We start from the raw sequence: 21,582 nt of genomic DNA, 5'->3' as shown, positions 1-21,582 counted from the left end.
TTCGAGCCGAGGAGCCCGCGTGGCCGAGCGCGGCTTCGTAACGCCCCGGCGCGTGCGGCGGCGATGGGGATCTTGGACCGAGTCGGGCGAATCGCCCGCCATTCGGGCAGTTCGTCCTTACACTCCCGACCGTGGAGAACCACGCCGAGGTTCTGGTCGTCGACGACGATCCCATGGTGGCCGAAGTGGTCACCGCGTACCTGACCCGCGCAGGTCTTCGAGTCCGCCGCGCCGCCGACGGGCCGTCGGCGGTCGCGTCGGCCGAGGCGCACCTCCCGGACCTCGTCGTCCTCGACCTCATGCTGCCCGGTCTCGACGGCTTCGAGGTCTACCGCCGCATCCGCGAACTCGGGCCGGTCCCGGTCATCATGCTGACCGCGCGCGGCACCGAGGGCGACCGGGTGCGCGGGCTCGAACTCGGGGCGGACGACTATGTGACCAAGCCGTTCAGCCCTCGGGAACTCGTCCTGCGGGCGCGGTCCGTGCTCCGCCGCGCGTATCCCGCCCCGCCCGAGGAGCAGGAGACGCCCCCCGTCCCCGAGATCCGGACCATCGGCGACCTCACGCTCGACGCCGCCGGCCGCCGCGCCGTCAAGGCCGGAGAAACGCTGACACTGACGAGCCGGGAGTTCGATCTGCTCGGCTTCTTCGCCGACCACCCCGGGCAGGTCTTCACCCGGACCGAACTGCTGCAGCACGTCTGGGGCTGGGAGTTCGGCGACGAGTCGACCGTCACCGTCCACGTACGGCGGCTCCGCGAGAAGATCGAGGACGACCCGCACCACCCCCGCCTCATCGCCACGGTCTGGGGCGTCGGCTACCGCTTCGACCTCCCCGACGTCGAGGCCAACCCATGAGCGACGGCCTGCGCGTCATTCTGCTCGGCGGCGGCTCGGCCGCCGCGGTCGGGCTCGTCGGCATGGTGGTCATGCGGGCGGTACGCGGCCGGTCCCTGCGGCTCGCGCTGTTCGTCCTGGTGGTCGCCAGCGTGCTGGCGATGATCACGGGCACGGTCGTCGCGGCCGAGGAGATGTTCATCTCCCCGGAGGACTTCGGCGTCGTGCTGACCGTCTGCATCGCCGCCGGGGTCGTCACCTCGGCCATGGCCCTGCTGCTGGCGCGCGCCATGGTCGCCGACAGCCGTACGCTGCGCCGCGCGGTGCGGGCCTTGGGGCACGGAGCCGCACCGGGCGCCGACGGGAGCCTCTCGACGGCGGAGATGGGCGAACTGAGCAGGGAGCTCAGCCTCACCAGCCAGCGGCTGGCCCGGGCCCGGGAGCGCGAGCGCAGCCTCGAACGGTCCCGCCGGGAGCTCGTCGCCTGGGTCTCGCACGACCTGCGGACGCCGCTGGCCGGGCTGCGGGCGATGGTGGAGGCCCTGGAGGACGGCGTCGCCCCGGAGCCGGCCCGCTATCACACGCAGATGCGCCTCGCCGTCGATCGCCTGTCCGGAATGGTCGACGACCTGTTCATGCTGTCGCGCATCCACGCCGGGGCGCTCGCCCTGTCCCTGGAGTGGGTCACTCTCGCCGACCTGGTCGATCAGGCGGTGGCCGGGACCAATCCGCTGGCCCGCGCGCAGGGCGTCCTGCTCGGCGCCGAGATCAGCGAGCCGGTCGTCGTACGAGCCGACGTCCGGGAGCTCAACCGGGCCCTGACCAACCTCGTGGTCAACGCGATCCGGCACACGCCGTCCACCGGATCGGTGCTCGTCGAGGCGGGTCGGCTCGATCGCCATGCGGTGCTGGCGGTGTCCGACGCGTGCGGCGGCATCCCGCCGGACGACCTGGGCCGGGTCTTCGACGTCGCGTGGCGCGGGACCGCCGCGCGTACGCCGGAGCCGGACTCCGGCGCGGGCCTGGGCCTGGCGATCGTCCGCGGCATCGTCGAGGCGCACTCGGGCGCGGTGGAGGTCCGCAACACCCATAGCGGCTGCCGTTTCGAGGTCCGGATTCCGCTGTCCACCGCGCCGTACGGCGGCTGACGCCTTAGGGAGTCGAGAGCTCCCTGGGCGTGTAGTGGTCGTCGAGCCATGCGCTCTGCAGGACTATCGACACCATTTCCGGATAATGTTCGCGGATAACCGCCCTTACCCGGTCGTCCTTATAGAGGCGCCCGCAGGCCTGGCAGGGGTGAGCGTAGCGGCCTTCCCAGTCGATCTCCGGGTCCTTCTCCGCGGCCCACGCGAGAATGCGCTCGGGCCCGAAGTAGTGCAGCCACAATTTGAGGAAGTCCTCCTCCGACTCGGCGATCGCCCGTTCGAGAAAGTCATCGCCCTCGGCGACGACCGGATTCAGCTCGGCGACCGTCCGCAGGCCGAGCCCGCAGCAGGCGCCGACCCGTCCGTCGGCCTGGATCGTGTAGGTCTGAAGGACGTGGTCACAGCCGCGCCGTGAGTGCAGCGTCGCCGCGTCGACGGTCGATCCGTCCGCGTAGTCGCCGGTCCGCTCGGGGTCCAGTGGCATCCAGGCGCTCTCGTTCGTCCTGACCAGAGCGGCGTCTTCCCCCAGCGCCCGGACCAGCGGATGCGTGCGGATGGTGTCGGCGGTGACCGCGCGTCGGCGCCGCAGTTCGATCATGACCACGACCGGGAGGCCGGCGTGGACCGCGGCGACCGACGCGTGGACCACCCTCTCGACCGGGACGAAGCGGATGTGCTCGTCACCAGTGCTGTAGTTGATCTCGTCGAGACCCGCGTCGATCAGCTGCCGGAGCCGGTCGCGCGCCCGTTCCGGCGTCGCGGCCCAGTGGGCGTTGGTCACCAGCCTCGTCGGCAGGCCCAGCTCACGCGCGTACGACAGGCCGGCGAGCAGATCGCGCCAGCGCAGGGTGGCCTCACCGCCGGTGAACACGACGTTCGCGAACCCCAGCCGGTGCGCCTGGGCGATCGCGGACGTGATGACCTCGATCGGAAGCCGTCCGCGCGCCTTGGGACTGCTCAGTGTGCCGCAGTCCGTGCACGCCGCCGTGCAGGTGAACGTCGGCATGATCGACAGCGTCTTCCGGCCCCCGACGAGGTCGTTCATCGCGTTCATCCGCATCGTCCGCGAACGCGCGCCAGGAAGCCGCGGATGCCGAAGCGCAGGCCGGCGGGGTCGATGGCCGGCTCCGAGTCGCAGCCGACGCCGCCGGTGGTGAAGGTCGTGCTCGTGCTGACGCTCGCGGAGGAACTGGTCGAGGTGTGGGAGCTGAAGCTCACGGAGCTGGACACGCTCGCCGACGCGTGCGAGATCGTGGCGCGCCCGGCGTCGTCCATCGCGTCCGCCGAGGCGAGCCGGGGGTCGCGAAGCAGGGCTCGCAGACGAGGCGAGCGCAGGGCGCCGACCAGCAGTGCGTTGGCCGAGGACGACCGCTGCCGCGTGGGATTCCAGCCGGCCTCCTGCGCCAGGGTCGCCGCCGGGTCGTCGAGGAACCGGGCCTCGGCGTCGGGGTCGGCGGCGAGCTGCCGGAAAAGCCGAAGAACGTCCATTCGGGTGATCGATCCGGTCAGCACGAGCGGCTTCGCGGACGGGAAGGGGCCGGGGAGGGTCGGCATTGAGGATCCCCCTATCGCGGGAGTTCGAAATCGGTCTCTTGAAGCGTAAGTTCGGTAATTGTTGGACGGAAATAGTGTTTGCTTATCGCAACGAGAAGAATCCGCTACGCCAGGTTCGTGGACCCGACACCCCGGGAGTGGCCACATGGAACTCCGGCATCTGCGTTCATTCCTCGCCGTCGTCCAAGAACGCAACTTCACCCGCGCGGCCCGCGGCCTTCACCTCACCCAACCCGCGCTCAGCCAGCACATCCGCGCTCTCGAACGCGAGATCGGCGGAGCCCTCTTCATCCGCGACAGCCACCGGGTCCAGCTGACCGCCGCGGGCGAGGCCCTCGAACGGCCCGCGCGGGACATCCTGCGGTCCGCTGCGCTCGCCCTCGACCTCGCTCGTGCCGCGGCGAGCGGCGAGTCCGGCACCGTACGGGTCGGTCTGTTCGCCGGCGGCGCCGCCGAACTGACCGCGCCGATCCTCGAGGCGTACACGGCGCGGTATCCGTCCGTACGACTCGCCCTGATCGACCTTCCACCGCACCGGGCCGAGACCGCCCTGCACGACGCGATCGTCGACGTCGCACTGCTGCGCCCGCCGATCAACACCGAATTCCTGACCACGACCACGCTGTTCCAGGAACCCCGCGTCCTTGCGGTCTCACGCCGGCACCGGCTGGCCGACGACGGCGTCGTCTCCATCCCGACCTACCTCGACCTGCCCGTGCCGTCGATCCCCACCGCGATGCCGCGCCACTTCCAGGACTTCTGGCTGTTCTCCGACCATCGCAACGGTGAGACGCCGCGCTTTCACGGTGAACTGGTGGAGACGGTCAGCGAGGCGCTGCACTTCACCCTGGTCACCCCGGACGCCTCCCTGGCGGTGGCGGCGTCGACCCAGCGCGCGCTGAACATCGGCGGTCTGGTGTACCTCCCCATTCTCGGCGCGGAGCCGTGTGAGGTGGCCGCGGTCAGCCGCCGGGGCGATGACCGCGGCCTGGTCACGGACTTCCACCGGATCGCCCGCCAGGTCTGCACCGACCTGATCGACCTGGTGCCCGAGGCATCCCTGCCCGGCGCGATCTGACCGCCCCGCCACAGCGGAGATGACGCCGTCGCCCGCGCGGCGGCGAATTATTACGAGATTCGAACACGGCGCTCGATGGGCCCTGCGGGCACCGGCCGCTCCCTACATTCCTCAGCGGTGCGTGGGCGCGGATTCTCACGGGGGGCGACCACGTACCGAGGTCCAATCCAGGCGGCCTTGTCGGGCCGCGTACGACGGACGAAGGAGCGACCCCGTGAAGAGATCGACGAAGGTCACCGGCCTGGCATTGGCCGGTCTCACCACCGCCGGCGCGGCGATCGCCGTCATCGGGACCGGCTCGTCCACACCGGCGGCCCGCAACGTCAGTGAGAGCCGTCACTACACCGGCACGGCCTCCGGCGACGCCGCCCAGGCCGCGAGCCGGTCCTCCGATGCGGACCAGCATCGACAAAGACCCGCGACCGTGGCGATGGCCTCCCGCTTCGCCGTCACCAACGTGCGGATGGGGCACTCCGTCGCGGTCCTGCGGAAGATCGGGAATCGGTGGCGCGTCGTGGGCACTCTGCGCTCGACCGACCGCCGGGTCCTGGGGGTCACCGTCGCCGTCCGCCGCCCGACCACGCTGATCGCGGTCGTGGGACATCGTGCCTTCTCTCTCGTCGTCCCGCCGCGCACCGTCGTGGTCATCGCCGACAACGGCCGGATCGGCGTGGTCGGATGGCACTTCCTCAAGAAGGTCAGGGTGACGATGCCGACCCCGATGGCCTCCCCGACGACCACGACCCCGACTCCTGTCCCGTCCGGTTCGCAGTCTCCGGTCGTCGGCGGCCTGCAGAACCGGGTCTCCACGAAATGGTGACGCGCCGCCGAGCGTGACCTGAGCGAGGTCATCGGACGACCGCCGCGGAACACGCCGCGTGCCCCCACTGTCTCTTGAGAGGACACCGAATGTCGTTCATGGAAAGGTCGAACTGGAAGGACCCGAATCACCCGCGGCGGCTCCGATTGTTCATCCCGCTCGCGGTGGCACTGGTCCTCGCAGCCGGCGCGGCCGTGGCCCTCACCACGAAGATGGGGCTCACCGCGTTCGGGGCCTCGCCCGGGTGCCCGACCGCGAGCGGCACCGCCGCCCCGAGTGCCGTCCCGAGCGGGCGACCGCCCCGCACCGGCCCCGGCCGCCGCCGGCTCCCGCACAAGGGCGCCGAAGAGGTGAAGGTCGGATCCACCCCCGCCGCCTCGCCCACCGGCGGTACGGCGGGGGACCCGGGCACCATGCCCTCCGCCGCGCCGAGCGCGGACCCCGGCACCGGCGCTCCCTCCGCGAACGCCCGGGCCGCCACCCCCCTCGCGGCGAACGCCTCCACGTCCCCCGGCACCGCCATGCCCGACGCGCAGCCGTCGGCGGGGACCGCTGCGCCGGGCGCCGGGACGATGCCGAGCGCGAGCGGCTCGCCGGGAACGGCCATGCCGAATCCGACCGCGAGCGGTGCTCCGGGCAGCGCCGCCCCGGCCCACCGTAGGAAGCCGAGTCCGACCCCGAGCTCCTGCCCGACCCCGACGGGCGGTACCGGCGGGGGCGGCGGTCAGGCGGCCGACCCCAACGCGAACTGCACGCTCACCGTCCCCGCCAACCCGCTCAGCGCGCGCGGCCTGGCCACGCCCTATCAGCTGACCGCCACGAACGCGGCGATGGGCCCCTGCAACGAGGCGAACGTCAACCAGTCGGCGTTCGTCCAGGCGACGATCATCGACCCCGCGACCGGCAAGCTGTCGGTCTACAGCCCGCTCGTGATCGACCAGGGCACGCAGCCGGCCGCCGCGCCGGTCACGCCGACCCTCCCGGCGGGCGCGGTCGTCGGCATCTGGTTCGGGTACAACGGCGCCGACCTGACCCTGCGTGGCGCCGGTCTCCAACAGGGCAGGTGCGTGAACGGCCTGAACGGCTCGGTCTTCGGGCAGTTCGCGTACTGCAACGCCCCGGCGTTCTTCCGGGCCGCCAACGCCGCGATCAAGGGCGGGATGCTGACCGTGCCGGCGCTCGGAACGGCGAAGGACGGCATGCCGTGCATGTCGACGCGCGACTTCGCGCTCATCGACCAGGACCAGAGCGACAACGTCCAGACGTCGTACCTGACGACCGGGAACGGGCGGATCGCGCAGAACACCGCCGCGAACAAGGGCCGCCTGGCCGGCGCCCAGACGCTGTCGAACCCCAGCGACAACGCGCTGCTCGACGTCTTCGTCGACCCGGCCCTCGGCTGCACGCCGTGGACCGCGCCCGACCTCGCCAACCCGGGGACGGTCGTGACGTCCCTGGCCATGGACGAGCTTCAGGCGGCCGCCCACCAGGTCGCGCCGAGCGCGCTCGTCCCGATGAACGACCCGATGACCATGGTGAACAAGCAGATGAGCGCGGCGAAGACCAACCTGTACCGGGCCGGGACCGACCAGCCCCCCGTGCCCGCGGGACAGACCCCGGCGGCGTACTGCCGGCAGATGGACACCGTCCAGGCGGCCCGGCTGCAGAAGGACATGCAGATGCTGGCGGCCCAGGCCAGCCCGATGCCCGCGGCGGCGAACAGCCTCTTCACCTTCCTGGGGATGCGGCTGCAGCAGTCGTTCGGCAACCTCAACTGCCAGAACTTCGGCCTGACCAACCCGGTCGCGAAGCTCACCATGAACGGCAACGTCGTCACCGCCGTCACCTTCGCCGGAAACCAGCCCGGCAACGGCGGCAACCAGGGCGGCAATAACGGCGGTAAGCCGGGCGGTAACGGCGGAAAGGGCCGGCCGCAGCACCACGGGCCGCCACCGCAGAACTGACCACCCATCCGGGCGCCGAGGACCCGTCATCGACGGTGAACCTCCGCCCACCCGTCCCGGCCGGAATCCGTCCCCCCGGCCGGGACGGCCGCGTCTTCACCGGGAAATAGGCTGGCCGAAGAGGCGAAAGGGGCACCCGATGGCGGCCGTTCCCAGCGATCCCGAGTCGGTGTTCACCTATGCCGCTCCGCACCTGAAGTTCGGCCCCGGCGCGTCCGGCGAGATCGGCTTCGACCTGGCCCAGTACGGCGTACGGCGGGCGCTGATCGTCACCGACCCGGGCGTCGCCGCGACCGGTGCCCCGGAGCGGATCGCCGACTGGATGAAGACGTACGGCATCGAGACCGAGGTGTTCGACGGGGTCCACGTCGAACCCACCGACGCGAGCCTCCGCCACGCCGTCGACCGGGCACGCGAGTCCGGCCCCTGGGACGCGTACGTCGCGGTCGGCGGCGGGTCGAGCATCGACACCGCCAAGGCGATCAACCTCCTCACCACGAACGACGGCGAGCTGACCGACTACCTCAACCCGCCGATCGGCGCGGGGAGGGCGCCCGCGAGGCCGCTCCTGCCCCTGGTCGCCGTGCCCACGACGACCGGCACCGGCGCCGAGAGCACGACCGTCTGCGTCCTCGACGTCCTCGACCTGAAGGTCAAGACCGGTATCAGCCATCCACGGCTCCGGCCCGCCCTCGCCGTCGTCGACCCCGACCTGACGGTCACCCAGCCGGCGGGGGTGACGGCGTCGGCGGGCATGGACATCGTCTGTCACGCGCTGGAGAGCTACACGGCCCGGCCGTACACCTCCTATGAGCGCAAGGCGCCGGAGCAGCGGGTCCCGTACTGCGGCGCCAACCCCGTCGCCGACATGTGGTCCGAGCGCGCCCTGGCCCTGATCGCCGGGTCGTTCCGCGCCGCCGTACGGGACGGAGGCGACGTCCGCGCCCGGGCCGACATGGCGCTCGCCGCCACCTTCGCCGGCCTCGGCTTCGGCAACGCCGGCGTGCACATTCCGCACGCGGGCGCGTACCCGATCGCCGGCCGGGTCAGGGAGTTCCGTCCGGACGGCTACCCGGGGGAGGAGCCGCTCGTCCCGCACGGCATGGCGGTGGCGCTGACCGCGCCGGAGGCGTTCCGGTTCACCTTCGACGCCTGCCCGGAGCGACACCTCCGGGCGGCCGCGTTGCTCGACCCCGCGCTGGAACGCCAAGACGACCCGGCCGAACACCTGCCGGAGGCGTTGCTGCGCCTGATGCGGGACATCGGCATGCCCGACGGGATCGGCGGTGTCGGCTACACCGACGCCGACGTGCCCGACCTCGTCGACGGGGCGATGAAACAGCGGCGGCTGCTGGAGACGGCGCCGCGGCCGGTGACCGGCGAGGACCTGGCCGGCGTCTTCCACCGTTCGATGACCCTGTGGTGAGGTTCGCGCGACCCTGCTCCACCTGGTCTTGGCCTTGTGGTGACCGTCCCGTGCTCTTTGCCCGGTAGGGCCGGTCGTGTTCCGCAACCAGGGTCGGGGCGAGGACGGCCGTACGGTGGCTGAACGCCTGATCGCCGGGCGCGCTCCGCGACCCGGAGCGCGCCCGGCCTACCTCACCAGGTGAGCGGCAGGTGGTACACCCCGTAGATGACCATGTCGTCGCGCAGCGGGACCTCTTCGGGCGGTACGGCCAGGCGCAGGCCCGGGAAGCGGCGGAAGAGGGCCGGGTAGGCGACCTTCATCTCCGCACGGGCCAGTTGCTGGCCCAGGCACTGGTGGAAGCCGTGCCCGAAGGCGACGTGCTGCGACGGTGGCCGGGTGATGTCCAGCCGGTCGGGCTCGGGGTAGTGCCCGGGGTCGCGGTTCGCGGCGGACAGCGAGGCCACGACCGTCTCGCCGGCCTGAACGCGCTGCCCGGCGATCTCGACGTCCTCCTTCGCGACGCGGACGAGCCCGAACTGCACGATGCTGAGGTACCGCAGCAGCTCCTCGACCGCGCCGTCGATCAGCTCCGGCTTATCCCGTAGCGCCCGCAGCTGGTCCGGCCGCGTCAGCAGGGTGAAGGTCCCGAGGGCCAGCATGTTGGCGGTCGTCTCGTGCCCGGCGACGAGCAGCAGCAGCCCGACACCGGTCAGCTCGTCGACGGTGAGCGAGCTCTCCGGGTCGTGGACGAGACTGCTGATCAGCGCGTCGTCCGGCTCCCGTCGTTTGCTCTCGACGAGGCCGCGGATGTACGCCCACAGCTCGTCGCGGGCCGCGAAGACGTCCTCCTCGGGCGCGCCGATCCGCAGCAGCGTGCCGGTCCAGCCCTGGAAGGCGGCGCGGTCCCCGTACGGGACGCCGAGCAGTTCGCAGATGACGAGCGAGGGGATCGGCAGTGCGAACGCCGGGACCAGGTCGACCGGCGGCCCCGTCCGCTCCATCGCGTCGACGTGCTCGGCGACGATCCGCTCGATCCGCGGGGTCAGCTCGCGCATCCGCCGGGTCGTGAACCAGCGGGTCAGGATCCGGCGGTAGCGCGTGTGCTCCGGGGCGTCCATGCCGATGAAGGAGCCGGCGCGGAAGACGGGCTCCCCGGGCCGGACGGGGAAGGACCGGACCGGCGACGAGGCGCGCAGCCGGTTCGAGCTGAACCGCTGATCCGAGAGGAGCGCCCGGACGTCCTCATGCCGGGTGAGCAGCCAGCCGACCTTCCCGTCCGGGAAGGCCAGTCTGCTGACGGGATCCTCCTCCCGCAGCAGCCGATACCTGTCGGGCGGGTCGAACGGGAGTTCTCGGCGGGTCGGCAGCGACGGCGGCGTTGTTACGGACATGCGGTGCACCTCCTGCGCCTCAGGCCCGGCCCGCGGATGCGGCTTCGGAGGTACGCCGGTCGGTGCTGCCGGCCGGTCTCCCCGGCGCCGGCCGCCCGCGGCCATGGGGCCCGGACGGCAGGCCGAGCAACCATCTCCCACCTTATGCGGATATGTGTGTTTTACATAGACCGTGTTCTGCCAGCGGGTTTACGGTCATGCCAGGTATCCCGGATTCGGTCGGTGGCGTCGGCGGCCTGGCGGACTCCGGCCTCGTACGACGCCCGCGACGCCGCGCGGTCGAGCAGGTCGGGGCCGAAGGCGGCCACCGCCGCCGGGTCGGGGACGACCCGTACGACGCCAGGAGCGCCTGCCGCCGGGTTCGCGGGGAACAGGTGCGCCAGCGGCTCGACGAGGACCGTGACGCCGGCGCCGTCGGCGAGGTCGGCGTTGCTGCCCTCGGCCAGGGCTCCGTCCATGTACCGCCGGCCGTTCACGGTGATCGGCGGGTACGCGCCCGGCATCGCGGTGCTGGCCGCCACGACGGTCGCCGGCGGGGCGCCGTCGGAGCGGTCCCAGACCCGGCGCTCACCGGTCTCGACGTCCACCGTCGTGATCAGCAGCTCCCGGTCCGGCCACTCTCGCGTGCCGATCAGGGCCGCCATCCGCGACACGTGCGTCTCCTCGCCGGCCGTCGCCGCGGTGAGGGCGATCCGGCCGACCCGCCTCCGGGCCTCCATCGGATCCAGACTCCGATCGCCGAGCACGGCGAACACCTCGTTCATCCGCGCGGGATCCGTCGCCGGAGCGGACGCGGTGGAGTCGACCGGAAGTGTGCCGAGCCGTTCGAGGTCCTGGCCGGTCGCGAGCATCGCGCCGACGATCGCCCCCGCCGACGTCCCGACGATCAGATCGGCGTCCGCCAGGTCCACGCCGGCGCGTCGCAGGCCGACCACCAGGCCCGCCGTCCACGCCGTACCGACGACACCCCCAGGCCCCAGGACCAGGGCACGTTTCTCCGTCATCATCATCATGATCCTTTCACGTCGTTCGTCTGCTGCCGGGGCAGGAAGAGGGCGGGCACCAGAGCCAGCACCATCAGGATTACTGCCCAGATGTAGGTGTGCTGGAAAGCGTCGGCCAGGCGCGGTGCGATCGCCTGCCGCGCCGGCGCCGGGAGTCCGCGGACCGATCCGAGGCCGCCCGAGACCTCGGGCAGCCGGTCGGTCATCGCGGTGGCGAGCACGACCGAGATGAGGGCGGTGCCGAGCGAGGCGGAGACCTGCTGGGTGATGTTCAGCGCCGTGCTGGCACCGGGCACCTGCTCGCTCGCGAGGTTCCGGGTCGCCGCCGCCATCGCCGGCATGATCGTCGCCCCGACGCCGATGCCCGTCAGCATGAGCGGGAGGATGAGGAGCCAGTACGGGGTGTCGGCGCGGACCTGCGTGGTGAAGACCAGGAACCCGGTGCTCGCCAGCCCGATCCCCACCGGCACCAGCCGCCCGGGAGGAACCCTGTCGATCAGTCGGCTGGCGACCTGCATGGAGATGCCGGTGGCGAGCGCCTGCGGGATGGCCAGCAGCCCGGAGCCGGTCGCGCTCTGGCCGCGCACCACCTGGTAGTACAGCGGCAGCAACAGCATCGACCCGAAGTACGCGCAGGTGTAGAACGCCAGCGTCACGGCCGCCGTCGAGAACGCACGCCGCCGGAACAACCGCAGATCGATCAGCGGATGGCGGGCGGTCAGCCCGCGGATCACGAAGGCGACCACCAGTGCCGCGCCCAACGTCGTCGGGACGAAGGCCCGGGCGGAGCCGAAGTCGCCGTGTTCGCCGCCGGTGGCCAGCCCGTAGATCATCGCGGCCAGCCCGGGGGAGAGCATCAGCAGGCCGGGCACGTCCAGCCGGTTCCCGGGCTGCGGGGTCTCCGTCCGGAAGATCCGGCCCGCGAGCAGGAGCACCAGCGCCCCGATCGGGGCGTTGACGAAGAAGATCCAGCGCCAGGACACGCTGTCGACCAGCCAGCCGCCGAGGATCGGCCCGGCCAGCGGCCCGATGAGGACGGGGATGCCGAGCACGCTCATCATCCGGCCCATCCGTTCCGGGGAGGCGGCCCGGATGACGATCGTCATGGCCACCGGCGTGATCATCCCGCCGCCGAGCCCCTGCAGGGCACGGAACCCGATCAGCGAACCGGTGTCCCAGGCGAGCCCCGCCAGCGCCGAGCCGAGGGTGAACACCCCGATCGACGCCATGTACGTGCGTTTGGTGCCGAACCGGCCGACCGCCCAGCCCGTGGCGGGGATCACCGTGGCCAGGGCGAGGGTGTAGCCGGTGGCCACCCACTGGATCGTCGCCACCGGCGCGCGGAACTCCTGGGAGAGCCGGCCGAGCGCGACGTTGACGATGGTGATGTCGATGACCGTCATGATCGACCCGAGCACGATGACCACGGCGATCGCCATGGTCCCGGGGCCGTCGCCCGGCGGCCGGGCCGCAACGCGTTCGCCGGGAGGGGACGCTGTCGTCATGGTGGGGGAGTCCTGTCCGTCGCGAGGTGGGGAGGCGGTCATGGCGTCAGGCGGCGTACGGTCGGGCGGCCTTGGCGTCGCGCAGCGCGTGCGCCCACCACAGGAGCTGGTCGAGCAGCGCCTTCGCGGCCCCGTTGCACCCGGCCGGGTCGACCGGCGCGCCTTCGTCGTCGAACCGCTCCCACACGCCGTGGAAGCTCACCGTCTCCCGGACGGTCACCGCGTGCAGCTCCGCGAAGACCACCCGGAGCTGCTCGACCGCCCGCAGACCGCCGGACAGCCCGCCGTACGACACGAACCCGACGGGTTTGGCGTGCCACTCGGCGTTGTGCCAGTCGATGAGGTTCTTCAGCGCCGCCGGGAAACTGTGGTTGTACTCCGGGGTGACGACGACGAAGGCGTCCGCCGCGGCGAGGCGGGACTGCATTGTGGCCAGCGCGCGGGCCGTCTCGGGCTCCGGGCTGGACCCGAACGCCGGGAACCTCAGCGGCAGCCCGGCCTCGGCCGGATCGATGACGTCGACCTCCACGTCGGCGCGCTCGGCCGCCCGGCCCGCGAACCAGTCGGCGACGGTGGTGCCGAACCGCCCTTCGCGCACACTGCCAAGGATGACGGCGACCCTGAACGGCGCGGAGCCGTCGGTGTTCTCGGACATGGCAGAACCCCTGTTCGTTCGATGGTTGTGTCACGGCCGCCATCGGAGCGGCCGTGAGAACAGCCTCGAACCTGAACAAAGGTTGAAGTCAAGCTAGGCTGATCAGCATGCCCGAGCACGCCAAGATCACCAAAGAGCTCACCATCGGAGAGCTGTCCGAGCGCAGCGGCGTGTCCGCCTCCGCACTGCGCTTCTACGAGCGGCAGGGCCTCGTCCACAGCCGGCGCACCACCGGGAACCAGCGCCGCTACCACCGCACGACCCTGCGCCGCGTCGCCTTCATCCGCGCGGCGCAGAGCGTCGGCATGCCGCTGGAGTGCGTCGGCTACGTCCTCGGCATGCTCCCACCGGACGCCGAGCTCACCCGCGACTTCTGGGTCGGAGTCTCCGAATACTGGCAACAGGAGGTCAACAACCGCATCGCCAAGATGGAGCGAATGCGCGACCGGTTCACCGAGTGCATCGGCTGCGGCTGCCTGTCCTTCGACCAGTGCACCCTCGTCAACCCGAACGACGTCCTCGCCGAACAGGGCCCCGGCCCGCGCCGCCTACTCGCCCCCTGATCCACGCGAACGCCGGGCGCGTTCGCAACGCCTACGCTCGGCCCATGTCGGCACTCGATGACGAGGCTTTCCTCGACCACGTTACGGAGCGGCTCGCGAGCCTGCCCGGTGTACGGACCGTCGCGCTCGGCGGCTCACGTGCCACCGGAACGAACGGGCCGGACAGCGACTGGGACTTCGCGATCTACTACCGTGGCGCGTTCTCGCCCGACGACCTGCGCGCCCTCGGCTGGCCGGGAGAGGTCTTCGAGATCGGCGGGTGGGGCGGCGGCGTGTTCAACAGCGGTGCGTGGCTGACCATCGACGGCCGGAAGGCCGACGTGCACTACCGGGATCTCGACGACGTGGTGCACCGCGTCGCCGAGGCGCGGGAGGGCCGTTTCGACGTCGAACGGCTGATGTTCCACCTGGCCGGCGTCCCGACCTACCTCGTCGTCGCCGAACTCGCCGTCAATCGGGTCCTGCACGGTACGCTGCCGCGCCCGGAATATCCCGAGGCGCTCAGGCGAGCGGCTCACAGCCGCTGGTGGGGCGACGCCCGGCTCACCCTCGGCTACGCCCGCGCCGCCTGCGCCGAGCGCGGACACGTCACCGACTGCGCTGGGGCGATCGCCACCGCCGCCTGCCAGGCGGCGCACGCGGTACTCGCCGGCCGAGGCGAGTGGGTGACCAACGAGAAGACCCTGCTCGACCGGGCCGACCTACGCGGCGTCGACCGCGTCATCGCCGCGTTGACCCCGGACCCCACCGCCCTGACCGCCGCGATCGACGAGACGACCGCCCTGCTGGAGAAGGCGGTCACCACGGCCTGAGGAGTCAGCGACCCGTGTCGCCGGTCGTCCTCAATCCGGCGACTTGCTGCCAGGTAACCGGTGCGACCTCGACACACGCCTCGTCGTTGACGGCAGTGCTGACTGAGCTCTTGCGCCACTGCATCGCCATTCGGTGGCCTCCAATCGCCGTTCGATCAGGACGCGCGAGGCGTCCTCGGAGGCTGCCTTCTGCCCGATCAGGTCGAAGTCCAGGCGAAACTCTTCGACCTCGCTGCACATCTCGATCAGTCGGCCACCTCGCGCTGCTCCAGCGTAGGCGATATCGCGGGAATCGACAGTGATGATGCGGAAGGGGCCGTCTTTCCCGACATGCGAGCCCGCCGACTGCTGGACGATCCGGATGGAGATGTGCGGCTGCTGGATCAGTTCGAGCAGGTGACGGAGCTGCGCCTGCATGACCTCGATGCCGCCAATACAGTCGTCCAGAACGCTCTCATCAAGTAGTGCCCAGATGAGAGGGGGATCCGTTCGGTTCAGGACCGCGCTCTGCCGCTCCATCCTTGCTTTGAGCGTCCCTTCAAGATCCTTGATGTTGTTGCTTCTCGCCAGTAGCAGGGCTCGTGCGTAGTCTTCAGTCTGGAATGGACCTGGAATGACCTGGCCCTGGTAGATCCGGATCATCCGGGCGATGACCTCGTACGCGGTGACCGACTGAGCCCAGTCGGGGTTGTGGCCGTTCTGGGCGTACCAGAGCAGCAGTTCGAAGAGGCCGCCGGTTCGGAAGTGGCGGTCGATGATCTTTGCTTGCCTCTCGTCGATCTTTCTCCGCCCTGCCTCGACGTTGGAAACGCTCGACGGTGCGGCGCTGGCGATCTTCCCCCACTGCGTCAGCGAGAGGCCGTTCTTCTCCCGCTCCCACCTCAGCAGGTAGGCCAGCATGTGCCAGAGAGAGGACTTCGGGTTAAGCGGAGCTCGGACGACCGGCATTGACTCTCCCGTGTATCCATCGTGAGTGGACTACTACGGAGAGTAGATAATGCGGCTGGTTAAGGCAGTCGATTCCCGAAAACCCGCCCAGACGGGCACTGTGATCCCCAAACCCTCACCGCTCCAGACGGCTCCGGACATCGCTTACGGTCCGACTCTCGCCCAGACGACCTTTCCGCAGGCCGTCGTCGACCGGAACCAGCCGATCCGCTGGTCGCTCAGTTCGTAGGCCATCGCGAGTCCTCGGCCGGACTCGCCGTAGTCGGTGAGCGGCAGGATTTTTGGGAGGTTGTCGGGATCGGGATCCCAGACCGCCAACTCGAGGAGATGCCGGCCGAATTGGCTGGAGACCCACACGTGAATCTCCTTGCCCTCGTAGAGTCGTACCGCGTTGGTGGCCAGCTCTGTGAGGACGAGCTGTCCGGTATATCTGACCTTCTGCGACAGATCCCACGAGTCGACCGCTTGATCCACCAAATTGCGGACGAGATAGACGTTCTCCGCGTAAGCGAACATCCTAAGATCGAATCTGCGGGGAACCTCGCGTGGTCCGACGATGCCCATTCTCTTCACGTCCTTCGGATCGGCCTCCGGGAAGACTGATCCGGCGGACCGGTGCTTGCCGCAATTTCGAAGGACCTGAAAAGTCCGGGCACCCCATGGCGGAGTCGGCGCCGTGTCACCAGGGCCGACGGCCGCGTATCGGCTCCGCGAGGGCCTGGAGTCGCGCGCATGACGGCGCGATGCGAGGGATTCGGTGGTACCCGTTTCCGGTGGCTTCAGCGATGTAGAAGGTGATGCTGTTTCCGTAGAGACAAGGTGGTGGGTCGCGGTGCTCGGGTCGTCGAGTCTCAGTGAGGTCGTCTCAGCGGCCTCCGGTCTGCTGGCGCTCGGCGCGCTGGCCGTTCGCATGTGGGGCCGCGTGGCGGTGGCCCGGCAGCAGCGCCGGGCGATGATGGCGGTCGCGAGCACGTTGGCGGCGACGGGCCAGGCGGCGCGGGCACGACGCCGGACATGTGGCGAGGAATGGTCCATCGAGGTGGACGCCCGCCGGGATCCAGGCGGCGAAACGAAAGAGCCGGGCGGAAGGTGAACGGGGCAGGTGACGGAGCGGCGAGGCGACGAAGACGTCCCGGGGGAAGCCTCGGAAGCCGAACGCCAGAAGGCGACGCGGCGCTTCTACCTCGAGCATCATCCCCGGTTGCGGAGGTTCGTGGCACGGCGGGTCGGTGGGCTGGAGGAGGCGGAGGACGTATGCCAGGAGGTCTGGCAGAGCGTCTTCGCCACCTACTTCGACCACTCTGGCGGTGCCGCCATGATGGAGGAACGGGCGGCCTTGGCGCTGATCCTCATTGCGCGTCGGCGCATCGCGGACTTCTGGAGAAGGCGCGGACGAGTGCCGGAACACCCGGTCGAGGGAGAGGACCTAGTGCTGCTCGCCGACTCGTTGGCTCCAATACTCCAATCGCATCACGAAACGGACCGCCGGATCGACCTCCAGCGGGCGCTGGTGACCCTGCCGAGTCGGCAGCGTGAGGCCCTCCACCTGCGCTATGTCGACGATCTGACGACCGCCCAGACCGCGACGGTGATGGGCGTGACGGACAATACGGTGAAGATGTTTCGGAAGAGGGCGCTGGAGACACTCCGCAAGAGCGTCGGCCTGGATTCCTACCGGCCGGAGGGGGAGCGCGAGTGAACCGCCACGGCGACCCGCACGAGTTCCCGGACCCCACTGAACGGGATCTTGAAGACGGATTCGAAGCCGTCATGGAGAGCATCGAGCGACTGACCTCGCAGGAGATCGACAATCTGAAACGCCAGGCCGAATCCGCCGAGTTCGGCTATGCCACGTACGCGCTGGGTTTGAAGCTGCTGGAGCTAGGAGAACGCGACCAAGGCGAGCACTGGCTTGGCGTGGCGGCCGGGCACGGAGTGGAAGGTGCACAGCGGGCGCTGGACGAACGGGCAGCCGACGACGCGGCCGCCCGCGAGGCCGACCAGGTCGAAGCGTCGCGGAGCACGACGTCCTCGGCCGGTGTCACACGGTCCCACGCGGCTTCGGACCAGGCTCGTGTCGGCGGCAGCGACGTTCGCGACCGAGGCGCCGGCACCGCCACCGCGCCCAGGTCCGTTGGCGGTGTCGTGCTCCCCGCCTCACATGCCAGCCTTGCTCGTGGGGTGCGGCCATCGGCGCCGGGTACGATCTTCGCTCTCGCGTTGACCGGCGGGATCACGGTGGGCCCCGCGGACGGCCGCCAGATCCTCTTCGGGCGTAACCGGCCCGATGTTCACGTATGTCTCGGTGCGGACGATGTACGGGTCAGCCGTCACCACGGCACATTGATCCACAGCGGCGGTCAGTGGCGGGTGCGCAACACCGGCCGGATGCCGATCCGGATCGCCGACAGGTTGCTGTTCCCGGACGAGGAACCCGTGGTGCTCCAAGCCGGCTACACGTCGATATTCGTCCGCGGCACACGTGACCATCTCCTGGAGGTCTTCGTCACCGGTTCCGGGTACGAGCAGCCCGTGGCCCGGCACGACGCTGCCACCGTCGATCCGACAACGTGGCGGCTCGACCCTGACGAGAGACTCGTCCTCGTGGTACTCGGCCAGCGGTACCTGCTGCATGAACCCCATCCGCAGCCGCTGTCCTGGCAGCAGACGGCCGACAATCTCGCCGAGTTGCAGCCGGGCGCGGGATGGACGAGGAAGCGAGTCGAGCGTCTGGTCGGCGGCGTGCGTAACCGGTTGGTCCAGGCCGGGGTTTCGGGGCTGACCCGCGAAGAAATCGGCGAGCCGGTCGGCAACACGCTGAATCACAACCTGATCCAGGAGATGCTCATGTCGACCACGCTCGTGCCTCGAGATTTGGCGCTGATCGACGCGGCCTGAACTCGGCTCGACGCGTACGCCGCAGACCTGCCCGGTGTTGTTCCAGCCCCTTGGCCGGACCTCCGGTCCGGCCAAGGGGCTGTTCGAATGCGAATCTAAGCCTGTTGGTGATGCGTGAGCAGCCGAGCGAGCAGGCGGGTCAAGGTCTGCCGGTCCTCGGCCGGAAGCGGTCCGAGTAGGTCGTCCTGCACCTTGTCGAGCGCTCGGTCCATTCGCCGCAGTTGCCCATCACCTGCCTCGGTGAGGGTCACGATGTTGCGCCTTCGGTCATCCGGGTCCGGCGTCCGCTCGACGAAACCCTGCCCGGCCAGTTCGTTGATCGCCGCCACCATGTCGCTGCGGTCCATGTTGCACCGGCGACCGAGCTCGGCCTGGCTGGCCACCCCGAACTCGTCCAGCGCGGCCAGGATCCGGTAGTGGTACCCGCGCGCACCCACCTCGCCGAAGCCGTCGGACGCCAACCGGTGGGCGTGCACTGCCAGCTGGGTGAGCAGCCAACTCGGCTTCACGGTCAGGCGTGCGGGTGTTTCGTCCACGACCGTCACCATACATCGTTGGCGCGGCCAACGAAAATCTGTATAGTTGGCGACGCCAACGTTAGTGGAGCCAACGAAAGAGGATGTCATGTCCACGGATACGCTGATCGCCGACCGTATCGAGATCGCCGACCTGTTCGCCCGCCTCGCGCACCTGCTCGACGAGAAGCGGTGGGAGGATGCGGACACCGTCTTCGCCGACGATGTGGCGGTGTACTCGCCCCGCAACGGCGAACTCCACGGCATCGACAAGCTCGTCGCCTTTATGCGACAGGCTGAGGTCACGGGGGAGCACACCCAGCACGTGACCACCGATCTGCTGGTGGACGTTGACGGTGACCAGGCGGTCGCCTCGGCGAACTCGCTCGTGTACTTCTACCGCGACGGCCAAGCACCCCACCGGACAAGCGGCCTGCGACTGGACTGCACCGTCGTACGGACGCCGGCGGGCTGGCGACTCCGCGAGTCGCGGACCACGCTCGCCTGGATGCGCGAGAAGTGATCTCTCTCCGACGAACCCCCACCGGCGCGCGTCGTTCGCGCTGATCATCCCTCCCGCCCACGGCCTCCGTGCCAGCGCTGGAGCGAACTGGACCCTCGTCACCGGGTCTGGTGGAATGTGCCGGTTACGTGATCTATCCCTGACGGCCTGGCGGAGGCACGAGTGCAGGGTGGTTTGGAACTGGCCGGCCGGTACCGGCTGGAGGAGCCGCTCGGCCGGGGCGGCATGGGCGAGGTATGGCGGGGCGTCGATCTACGGTTGCGGCGCCCGGTGGCGGTCAAGATCTTGCCGTTGGCGATGGCTGCCGACCCGGCCGCGGTGGCGAGGTTTCGCCGGGAAGCCGAGATCGCCGCGACGTTGAATCACCCGGGTATCACCACGGTGTTCGACATCGACGAGCATCGATTCGGTGACGAGCGCCTGCTTTTCCTGGTGATGGAGCTGATGCAGGGCCGGGACCTGCAACGAACGCTGGGCGAACACCCCCGCGGGATGCCCATCGAACAGGTGAAAGACCTGGCCGTCCAGGTCCTCGATGCGATGTCCGCCGCACACGAACTGGGCATCGTGCATCGAGACCTCAAGCCCGCCAACCTGTTCCTGCTGGAGAGCGGGCGGGTGAAGGTCTGCGACTTCGGGATCGCCCGCCTGGCCGACGCCACAAAGATCACCGCCACCGGCGGGTCCGCCGGCACCCCCCTGTACATGGCACCCGAGCAGATCCAGGGCCGTACCGTCGACCAGCGGACAGACCTGTACGCCTTCGGCTGTGTCCTGTACGAGATGCTCACCGGTGCTCCCTGGGTGGACACCGGCTCCGGCCTGGCTGCGATCCTCTACCAGCACCTGGAGCAGATCCCTGCTCCACCGAGATCCCTGCGCCCTGACATCCCGGACCACCTCGACGCGCTCGTGCTCGAACTGCTCGCCAAACGGCCCGACGACCGGCCGCACGACGCGACCGCGACCATCGCGCGTCTGCACGGAGCCACCGCGGAAACTCCGCAGACACCAAGCCCCGAAACTCCGCAGACACCAAGCCCCGAAACTCCGCAGGCGCCGAGCCCGGAAACGGTTCAGACCCCACCACTGCCGAACCCGAAAACGATGCCGGCCACTCCGTCGCCGGGCCCGGAAACGCCGCTCGCCACTCCGCCGTTGGCCTGGGGCCGTGCCATTGTAATTCTGGCCGTCCTTACGGTATGCGGCTTGGCCGTCTACGCCGTCGCCACCAATTTTCGGTCCAGCAGCGATGAGACGCCTTCTGGGCAGACCCTCAAACTAGGAGCGCGGGCCTCCGTCCTTGCACAGACCGATCCCACCGGGCCCGTGTACCACCTAGGACTGACGGTCAACGCCATCGAGAAGCTTCCCATCACCGACTCCACCCCAAAGGACAGCCGGACGCTCCAGGCCGAGATGCCGTACTGCATCCATTTCTCGCTGACGAACACGAGCAAGCGAACGATGTCGGCAGACGGCGTCAACCTGGTCGCCGACGAAATGGTAGGCATACTCCCCAGCGGCACCGACGCCACGACCTGGAAGAGCATGCCCGATTTCAAAATTCCCCAGATATGCCCGCTGCCCGAGAACGAATCACTGGCGCCGAACCGTACCTTGTCGGAAACTAAACTGATCTTCTCGGGCTCAACGGTGGTCGCGGCTCGGTGGAAAAGGTACGAAGCCATGGGGACCCTGCCGAACAACTACACAATCTCCTGGAAGTGACCGACAATCGAGGTCACGCTCAGCCGCGTGCCGCCAGGAGACCTCCTGCCGTCCTCTGGCCGACGCCGCACGCCACGCCGCGCCGCGGCTTGACCGCGCCGGGACCGCGCTCGGTAGGTTCTGACGCTTGCCGGGCCGCCCTCAACTGGGCACCGCTACGATGACAACGGCCCTCACCGGGAGGTTAGAAGCCTGCTAACCGAGTCCCCCGAAGCCCCGGGGCAATTCAGCA

Annotated in this window: 22 protein-coding genes; 13 read left to right on the top strand and 9 right to left on the bottom strand. The window is 69.8% G+C overall.

Annotated elements, in window-relative coordinates:
* Positions 1-131 precede the first annotated feature (131 nt).
* Entirely contained in the window at positions 132-857 is a 726-nt protein-coding gene (locus ACQP2O_RS32515) for a response regulator (RefSeq protein ID WP_433171736.1), read from the top strand.
* On the top strand, positions 854-1,984 hold the full coding sequence (locus ACQP2O_RS32510) for a sensor histidine kinase (protein ID WP_433171735.1): 1,131 nt from the start codon (positions 854-856) through the stop codon (positions 1,982-1,984). Before ACQP2O_RS32515 ends, ACQP2O_RS32510 begins: the two co-directional genes overlap by 4 nt.
* A gap of 4 nt (positions 1,985-1,988) precedes the next feature.
* On the opposite strand, the gene ACQP2O_RS32505 is transcribed toward ACQP2O_RS32510, so the two are convergent.
* Together ACQP2O_RS32505 and ACQP2O_RS32500 are read right to left on the bottom strand one after the other, a co-directional pair.
* Positions 1,989-3,026 (bottom strand): radical SAM protein, encoded by a 1,038-nt coding sequence (locus ACQP2O_RS32505; RefSeq protein WP_433171733.1) that lies wholly within the window; start codon positions 3,024-3,026, stop codon positions 1,989-1,991.
* A 5-nt stretch (positions 3,027-3,031) separates the two neighbouring features.
* Positions 3,032-3,535: a hypothetical protein gene (locus tag ACQP2O_RS32500; protein ID WP_433171731.1), complete on the bottom strand. Its 504-nt coding sequence runs from the start codon at positions 3,533-3,535 to the stop codon at positions 3,032-3,034.
* A 145-nt stretch (positions 3,536-3,680) separates the two neighbouring features.
* Here ACQP2O_RS32500 and ACQP2O_RS32495 point away from each other — a divergent pair, with 145 nt between their 5' ends.
* The 4 genes from ACQP2O_RS32495 to ACQP2O_RS32480 all read left to right on the top strand — a co-directional run bounded on the left by ACQP2O_RS32495 (position 3,681) and on the right by ACQP2O_RS32480 (position 8,823).
* Positions 3,681-4,613: a LysR family transcriptional regulator gene (locus ACQP2O_RS32495; RefSeq protein WP_433171729.1), complete on the top strand. Its 933-nt coding sequence runs from the start codon at positions 3,681-3,683 to the stop codon at positions 4,611-4,613.
* Positions 4,614-4,827: 214 nt separating this feature from the next.
* Positions 4,828-5,433 (top strand): hypothetical protein, encoded by a 606-nt coding sequence (locus ACQP2O_RS32490; protein ID WP_433171727.1) that lies wholly within the window; start codon positions 4,828-4,830, stop codon positions 5,431-5,433.
* Positions 5,434-5,522: 89 nt separating this feature from the next.
* Positions 5,523-7,397 carry a hypothetical protein gene (locus ACQP2O_RS32485; RefSeq protein WP_433171725.1) on the top strand — a complete coding sequence of 625 codons (1,875 nt, stop codon included), beginning with the start codon at positions 5,523-5,525 and terminating at the stop codon, positions 7,395-7,397.
* Positions 7,398-7,536: 139 nt separating this feature from the next.
* The gene (locus tag ACQP2O_RS32480; RefSeq protein WP_433171723.1) at positions 7,537-8,823 is read left to right on the top strand and encodes a hydroxyacid-oxoacid transhydrogenase; all 1,287 of its coding nucleotides are present in this window, start codon (positions 7,537-7,539) and stop codon (positions 8,821-8,823) included.
* Between the two features lie 173 nt (positions 8,824-8,996).
* Here ACQP2O_RS32480 and ACQP2O_RS32475 read toward each other — a convergent pair whose 3' ends face one another.
* From ACQP2O_RS32475 to ACQP2O_RS32460, 4 genes are all read right to left on the bottom strand, one after another.
* The gene (locus ACQP2O_RS32475; protein WP_433171721.1) at positions 8,997-10,196 is read right to left on the bottom strand and encodes a cytochrome P450; all 1,200 of its coding nucleotides are present in this window, start codon (positions 10,194-10,196) and stop codon (positions 8,997-8,999) included.
* A 161-nt stretch (positions 10,197-10,357) separates the two neighbouring features.
* Entirely contained in the window at positions 10,358-11,200 is an 843-nt protein-coding gene (locus ACQP2O_RS32470; protein WP_433171719.1) for a patatin-like phospholipase family protein, read from the bottom strand.
* A 5-nt stretch (positions 11,201-11,205) separates the two neighbouring features.
* The gene (locus ACQP2O_RS32465; RefSeq protein WP_433171717.1) at positions 11,206-12,705 is read right to left on the bottom strand and encodes a DHA2 family efflux MFS transporter permease subunit; all 1,500 of its coding nucleotides are present in this window, start codon (positions 12,703-12,705) and stop codon (positions 11,206-11,208) included.
* A gap of 46 nt (positions 12,706-12,751) precedes the next feature.
* Positions 12,752-13,360, bottom strand: a complete 609-nt coding sequence (locus ACQP2O_RS32460; protein ID WP_433171715.1) for an NADPH-dependent FMN reductase — start codon at positions 13,358-13,360, stop codon at positions 12,752-12,754.
* A 107-nt stretch (positions 13,361-13,467) separates the two neighbouring features.
* Here ACQP2O_RS32460 and soxR point away from each other — a divergent pair, with 107 nt between their 5' ends.
* Both soxR and ACQP2O_RS32450 read left to right on the top strand, forming a co-directional pair.
* Complete coding sequence (soxR, locus tag ACQP2O_RS32455; protein WP_433171713.1) at positions 13,468-13,923, top strand: redox-sensitive transcriptional activator SoxR; 456 nt, start codon at positions 13,468-13,470, stop codon at positions 13,921-13,923.
* A 44-nt stretch (positions 13,924-13,967) separates the two neighbouring features.
* A complete protein-coding gene (locus ACQP2O_RS32450; RefSeq protein ID WP_433171711.1) occupies positions 13,968-14,735 on the top strand; it encodes a nucleotidyltransferase family protein in 768 nt (255 codons plus the stop codon).
* Positions 14,736-14,765: 30 nt separating this feature from the next.
* On the opposite strand, the gene ACQP2O_RS32445 is transcribed toward ACQP2O_RS32450, so the two are convergent.
* Both ACQP2O_RS32445 and ACQP2O_RS32440 read right to left on the bottom strand, forming a co-directional pair.
* Positions 14,766-15,635, bottom strand: coding sequence for a helix-turn-helix domain-containing protein (locus ACQP2O_RS32445; protein WP_433171709.1), 870 nt, complete (start codon positions 15,633-15,635; stop codon positions 14,766-14,768).
* Between the two features lie 192 nt (positions 15,636-15,827).
* Positions 15,828-16,199, bottom strand: a complete 372-nt coding sequence (locus ACQP2O_RS32440) for an ATP-binding protein (RefSeq protein ID WP_433171707.1) — start codon at positions 16,197-16,199, stop codon at positions 15,828-15,830.
* Positions 16,200-16,515: 316 nt separating this feature from the next.
* On the opposite strand from ACQP2O_RS32440, the gene ACQP2O_RS32435 reads away from it, so the two are divergent.
* From ACQP2O_RS32435 to ACQP2O_RS32425, 3 genes are read left to right on the top strand one after another with little or no spacing between them, the layout of a single operon-like run.
* Positions 16,516-16,776: a hypothetical protein gene (locus ACQP2O_RS32435; protein WP_433171705.1), complete on the top strand. Its 261-nt coding sequence runs from the start codon at positions 16,516-16,518 to the stop codon at positions 16,774-16,776.
* A 9-nt stretch (positions 16,777-16,785) separates the two neighbouring features.
* A complete protein-coding gene (locus tag ACQP2O_RS32430) occupies positions 16,786-17,382 on the top strand; it encodes an RNA polymerase sigma factor (protein ID WP_433171703.1) in 597 nt (198 codons plus the stop codon).
* Entirely contained in the window at positions 17,379-18,581 is a 1,203-nt protein-coding gene (locus ACQP2O_RS32425) for a hypothetical protein (protein WP_433171701.1), read from the top strand. Before ACQP2O_RS32430 ends, ACQP2O_RS32425 begins: the two co-directional genes overlap by 4 nt.
* A gap of 95 nt (positions 18,582-18,676) precedes the next feature.
* Here ACQP2O_RS32425 and ACQP2O_RS32420 read toward each other — a convergent pair whose 3' ends face one another.
* Positions 18,677-19,117: a MarR family winged helix-turn-helix transcriptional regulator gene (locus ACQP2O_RS32420; RefSeq protein WP_433171699.1), complete on the bottom strand. Its 441-nt coding sequence runs from the start codon at positions 19,115-19,117 to the stop codon at positions 18,677-18,679.
* Positions 19,118-19,205: 88 nt separating this feature from the next.
* On the opposite strand from ACQP2O_RS32420, the gene ACQP2O_RS32415 reads away from it, so the two are divergent.
* Together ACQP2O_RS32415 and ACQP2O_RS32410 are read left to right on the top strand one after the other, a co-directional pair.
* Positions 19,206-19,619 (top strand): nuclear transport factor 2 family protein, encoded by a 414-nt coding sequence (locus ACQP2O_RS32415; protein WP_433171697.1) that lies wholly within the window; start codon positions 19,206-19,208, stop codon positions 19,617-19,619.
* Between the two features lie 162 nt (positions 19,620-19,781).
* Positions 19,782-21,350, top strand: a complete 1,569-nt coding sequence (locus ACQP2O_RS32410; protein WP_433171695.1) for a protein kinase domain-containing protein — start codon at positions 19,782-19,784, stop codon at positions 21,348-21,350.
* The last annotated feature ends 232 nt before the right edge of the window (positions 21,351-21,582 follow it).

Source organism: Actinoallomurus sp. CA-150999 (genome assembly GCF_050942425.1).
Classification (GTDB): domain Bacteria; phylum Actinomycetota; class Actinomycetes; order Streptosporangiales; family Streptosporangiaceae; genus Actinoallomurus.
The sequence above is the reverse complement of the archived record's forward strand: the minus strand, read 5'-3'. Positions and strand labels throughout refer to the sequence as shown.

What these genes read in the sequence shown, in the direction of transcription:
- ACQP2O_RS32460 (WP_433171715.1), bottom strand. Translation starts at nt 13,360, where the DNA reads ATGTCCGAGAACACCGACGGCTCCGCGCCGTTCAGGGTCGCCGTCATC.
- ACQP2O_RS32440 (WP_433171707.1), bottom strand. Translation starts at nt 16,199, where the DNA reads ATGTTCGCTTACGCGGAGAACGTCTATCTCGTCCGCAATTTGGTGGAT.
- soxR (WP_433171713.1), top strand. Translation starts at nt 13,468, where the DNA reads ATGCCCGAGCACGCCAAGATCACCAAAGAGCTCACCATCGGAGAGCTG.
- ACQP2O_RS32415 (WP_433171697.1), top strand. Translation starts at nt 19,206, where the DNA reads ATGTCCACGGATACGCTGATCGCCGACCGTATCGAGATCGCCGACCTG.
- ACQP2O_RS32475 (WP_433171721.1), bottom strand. Translation starts at nt 10,196, where the DNA reads ATGTCCGTAACAACGCCGCCGTCGCTGCCGACCCGCCGAGAACTCCCG.
- ACQP2O_RS32450 (WP_433171711.1), top strand. Translation starts at nt 13,968, where the DNA reads ATGTCGGCACTCGATGACGAGGCTTTCCTCGACCACGTTACGGAGCGG.
- ACQP2O_RS32480 (WP_433171723.1), top strand. Translation starts at nt 7,537, where the DNA reads ATGGCGGCCGTTCCCAGCGATCCCGAGTCGGTGTTCACCTATGCCGCT.
- ACQP2O_RS32500 (WP_433171731.1), bottom strand. Translation starts at nt 3,535, where the DNA reads ATGCCGACCCTCCCCGGCCCCTTCCCGTCCGCGAAGCCGCTCGTGCTG.
- ACQP2O_RS32495 (WP_433171729.1), top strand. Translation starts at nt 3,681, where the DNA reads ATGGAACTCCGGCATCTGCGTTCATTCCTCGCCGTCGTCCAAGAACGC.
- ACQP2O_RS32510 (WP_433171735.1), top strand. Translation starts at nt 854, where the DNA reads ATGAGCGACGGCCTGCGCGTCATTCTGCTCGGCGGCGGCTCGGCCGCC.
- ACQP2O_RS32505 (WP_433171733.1), bottom strand. Translation starts at nt 3,026, where the DNA reads ATGAACGACCTCGTCGGGGGCCGGAAGACGCTGTCGATCATGCCGACG.
- ACQP2O_RS32445 (WP_433171709.1), bottom strand. Translation starts at nt 15,635, where the DNA reads ATGCTGGCCTACCTGCTGAGGTGGGAGCGGGAGAAGAACGGCCTCTCG.
- ACQP2O_RS32465 (WP_433171717.1), bottom strand. Translation starts at nt 12,705, where the DNA reads ATGACGACAGCGTCCCCTCCCGGCGAACGCGTTGCGGCCCGGCCGCCG.
- ACQP2O_RS32485 (WP_433171725.1), top strand. Translation starts at nt 5,523, where the DNA reads ATGTCGTTCATGGAAAGGTCGAACTGGAAGGACCCGAATCACCCGCGG.
- ACQP2O_RS32470 (WP_433171719.1), bottom strand. Translation starts at nt 11,200, where the DNA reads ATGACGGAGAAACGTGCCCTGGTCCTGGGGCCTGGGGGTGTCGTCGGT.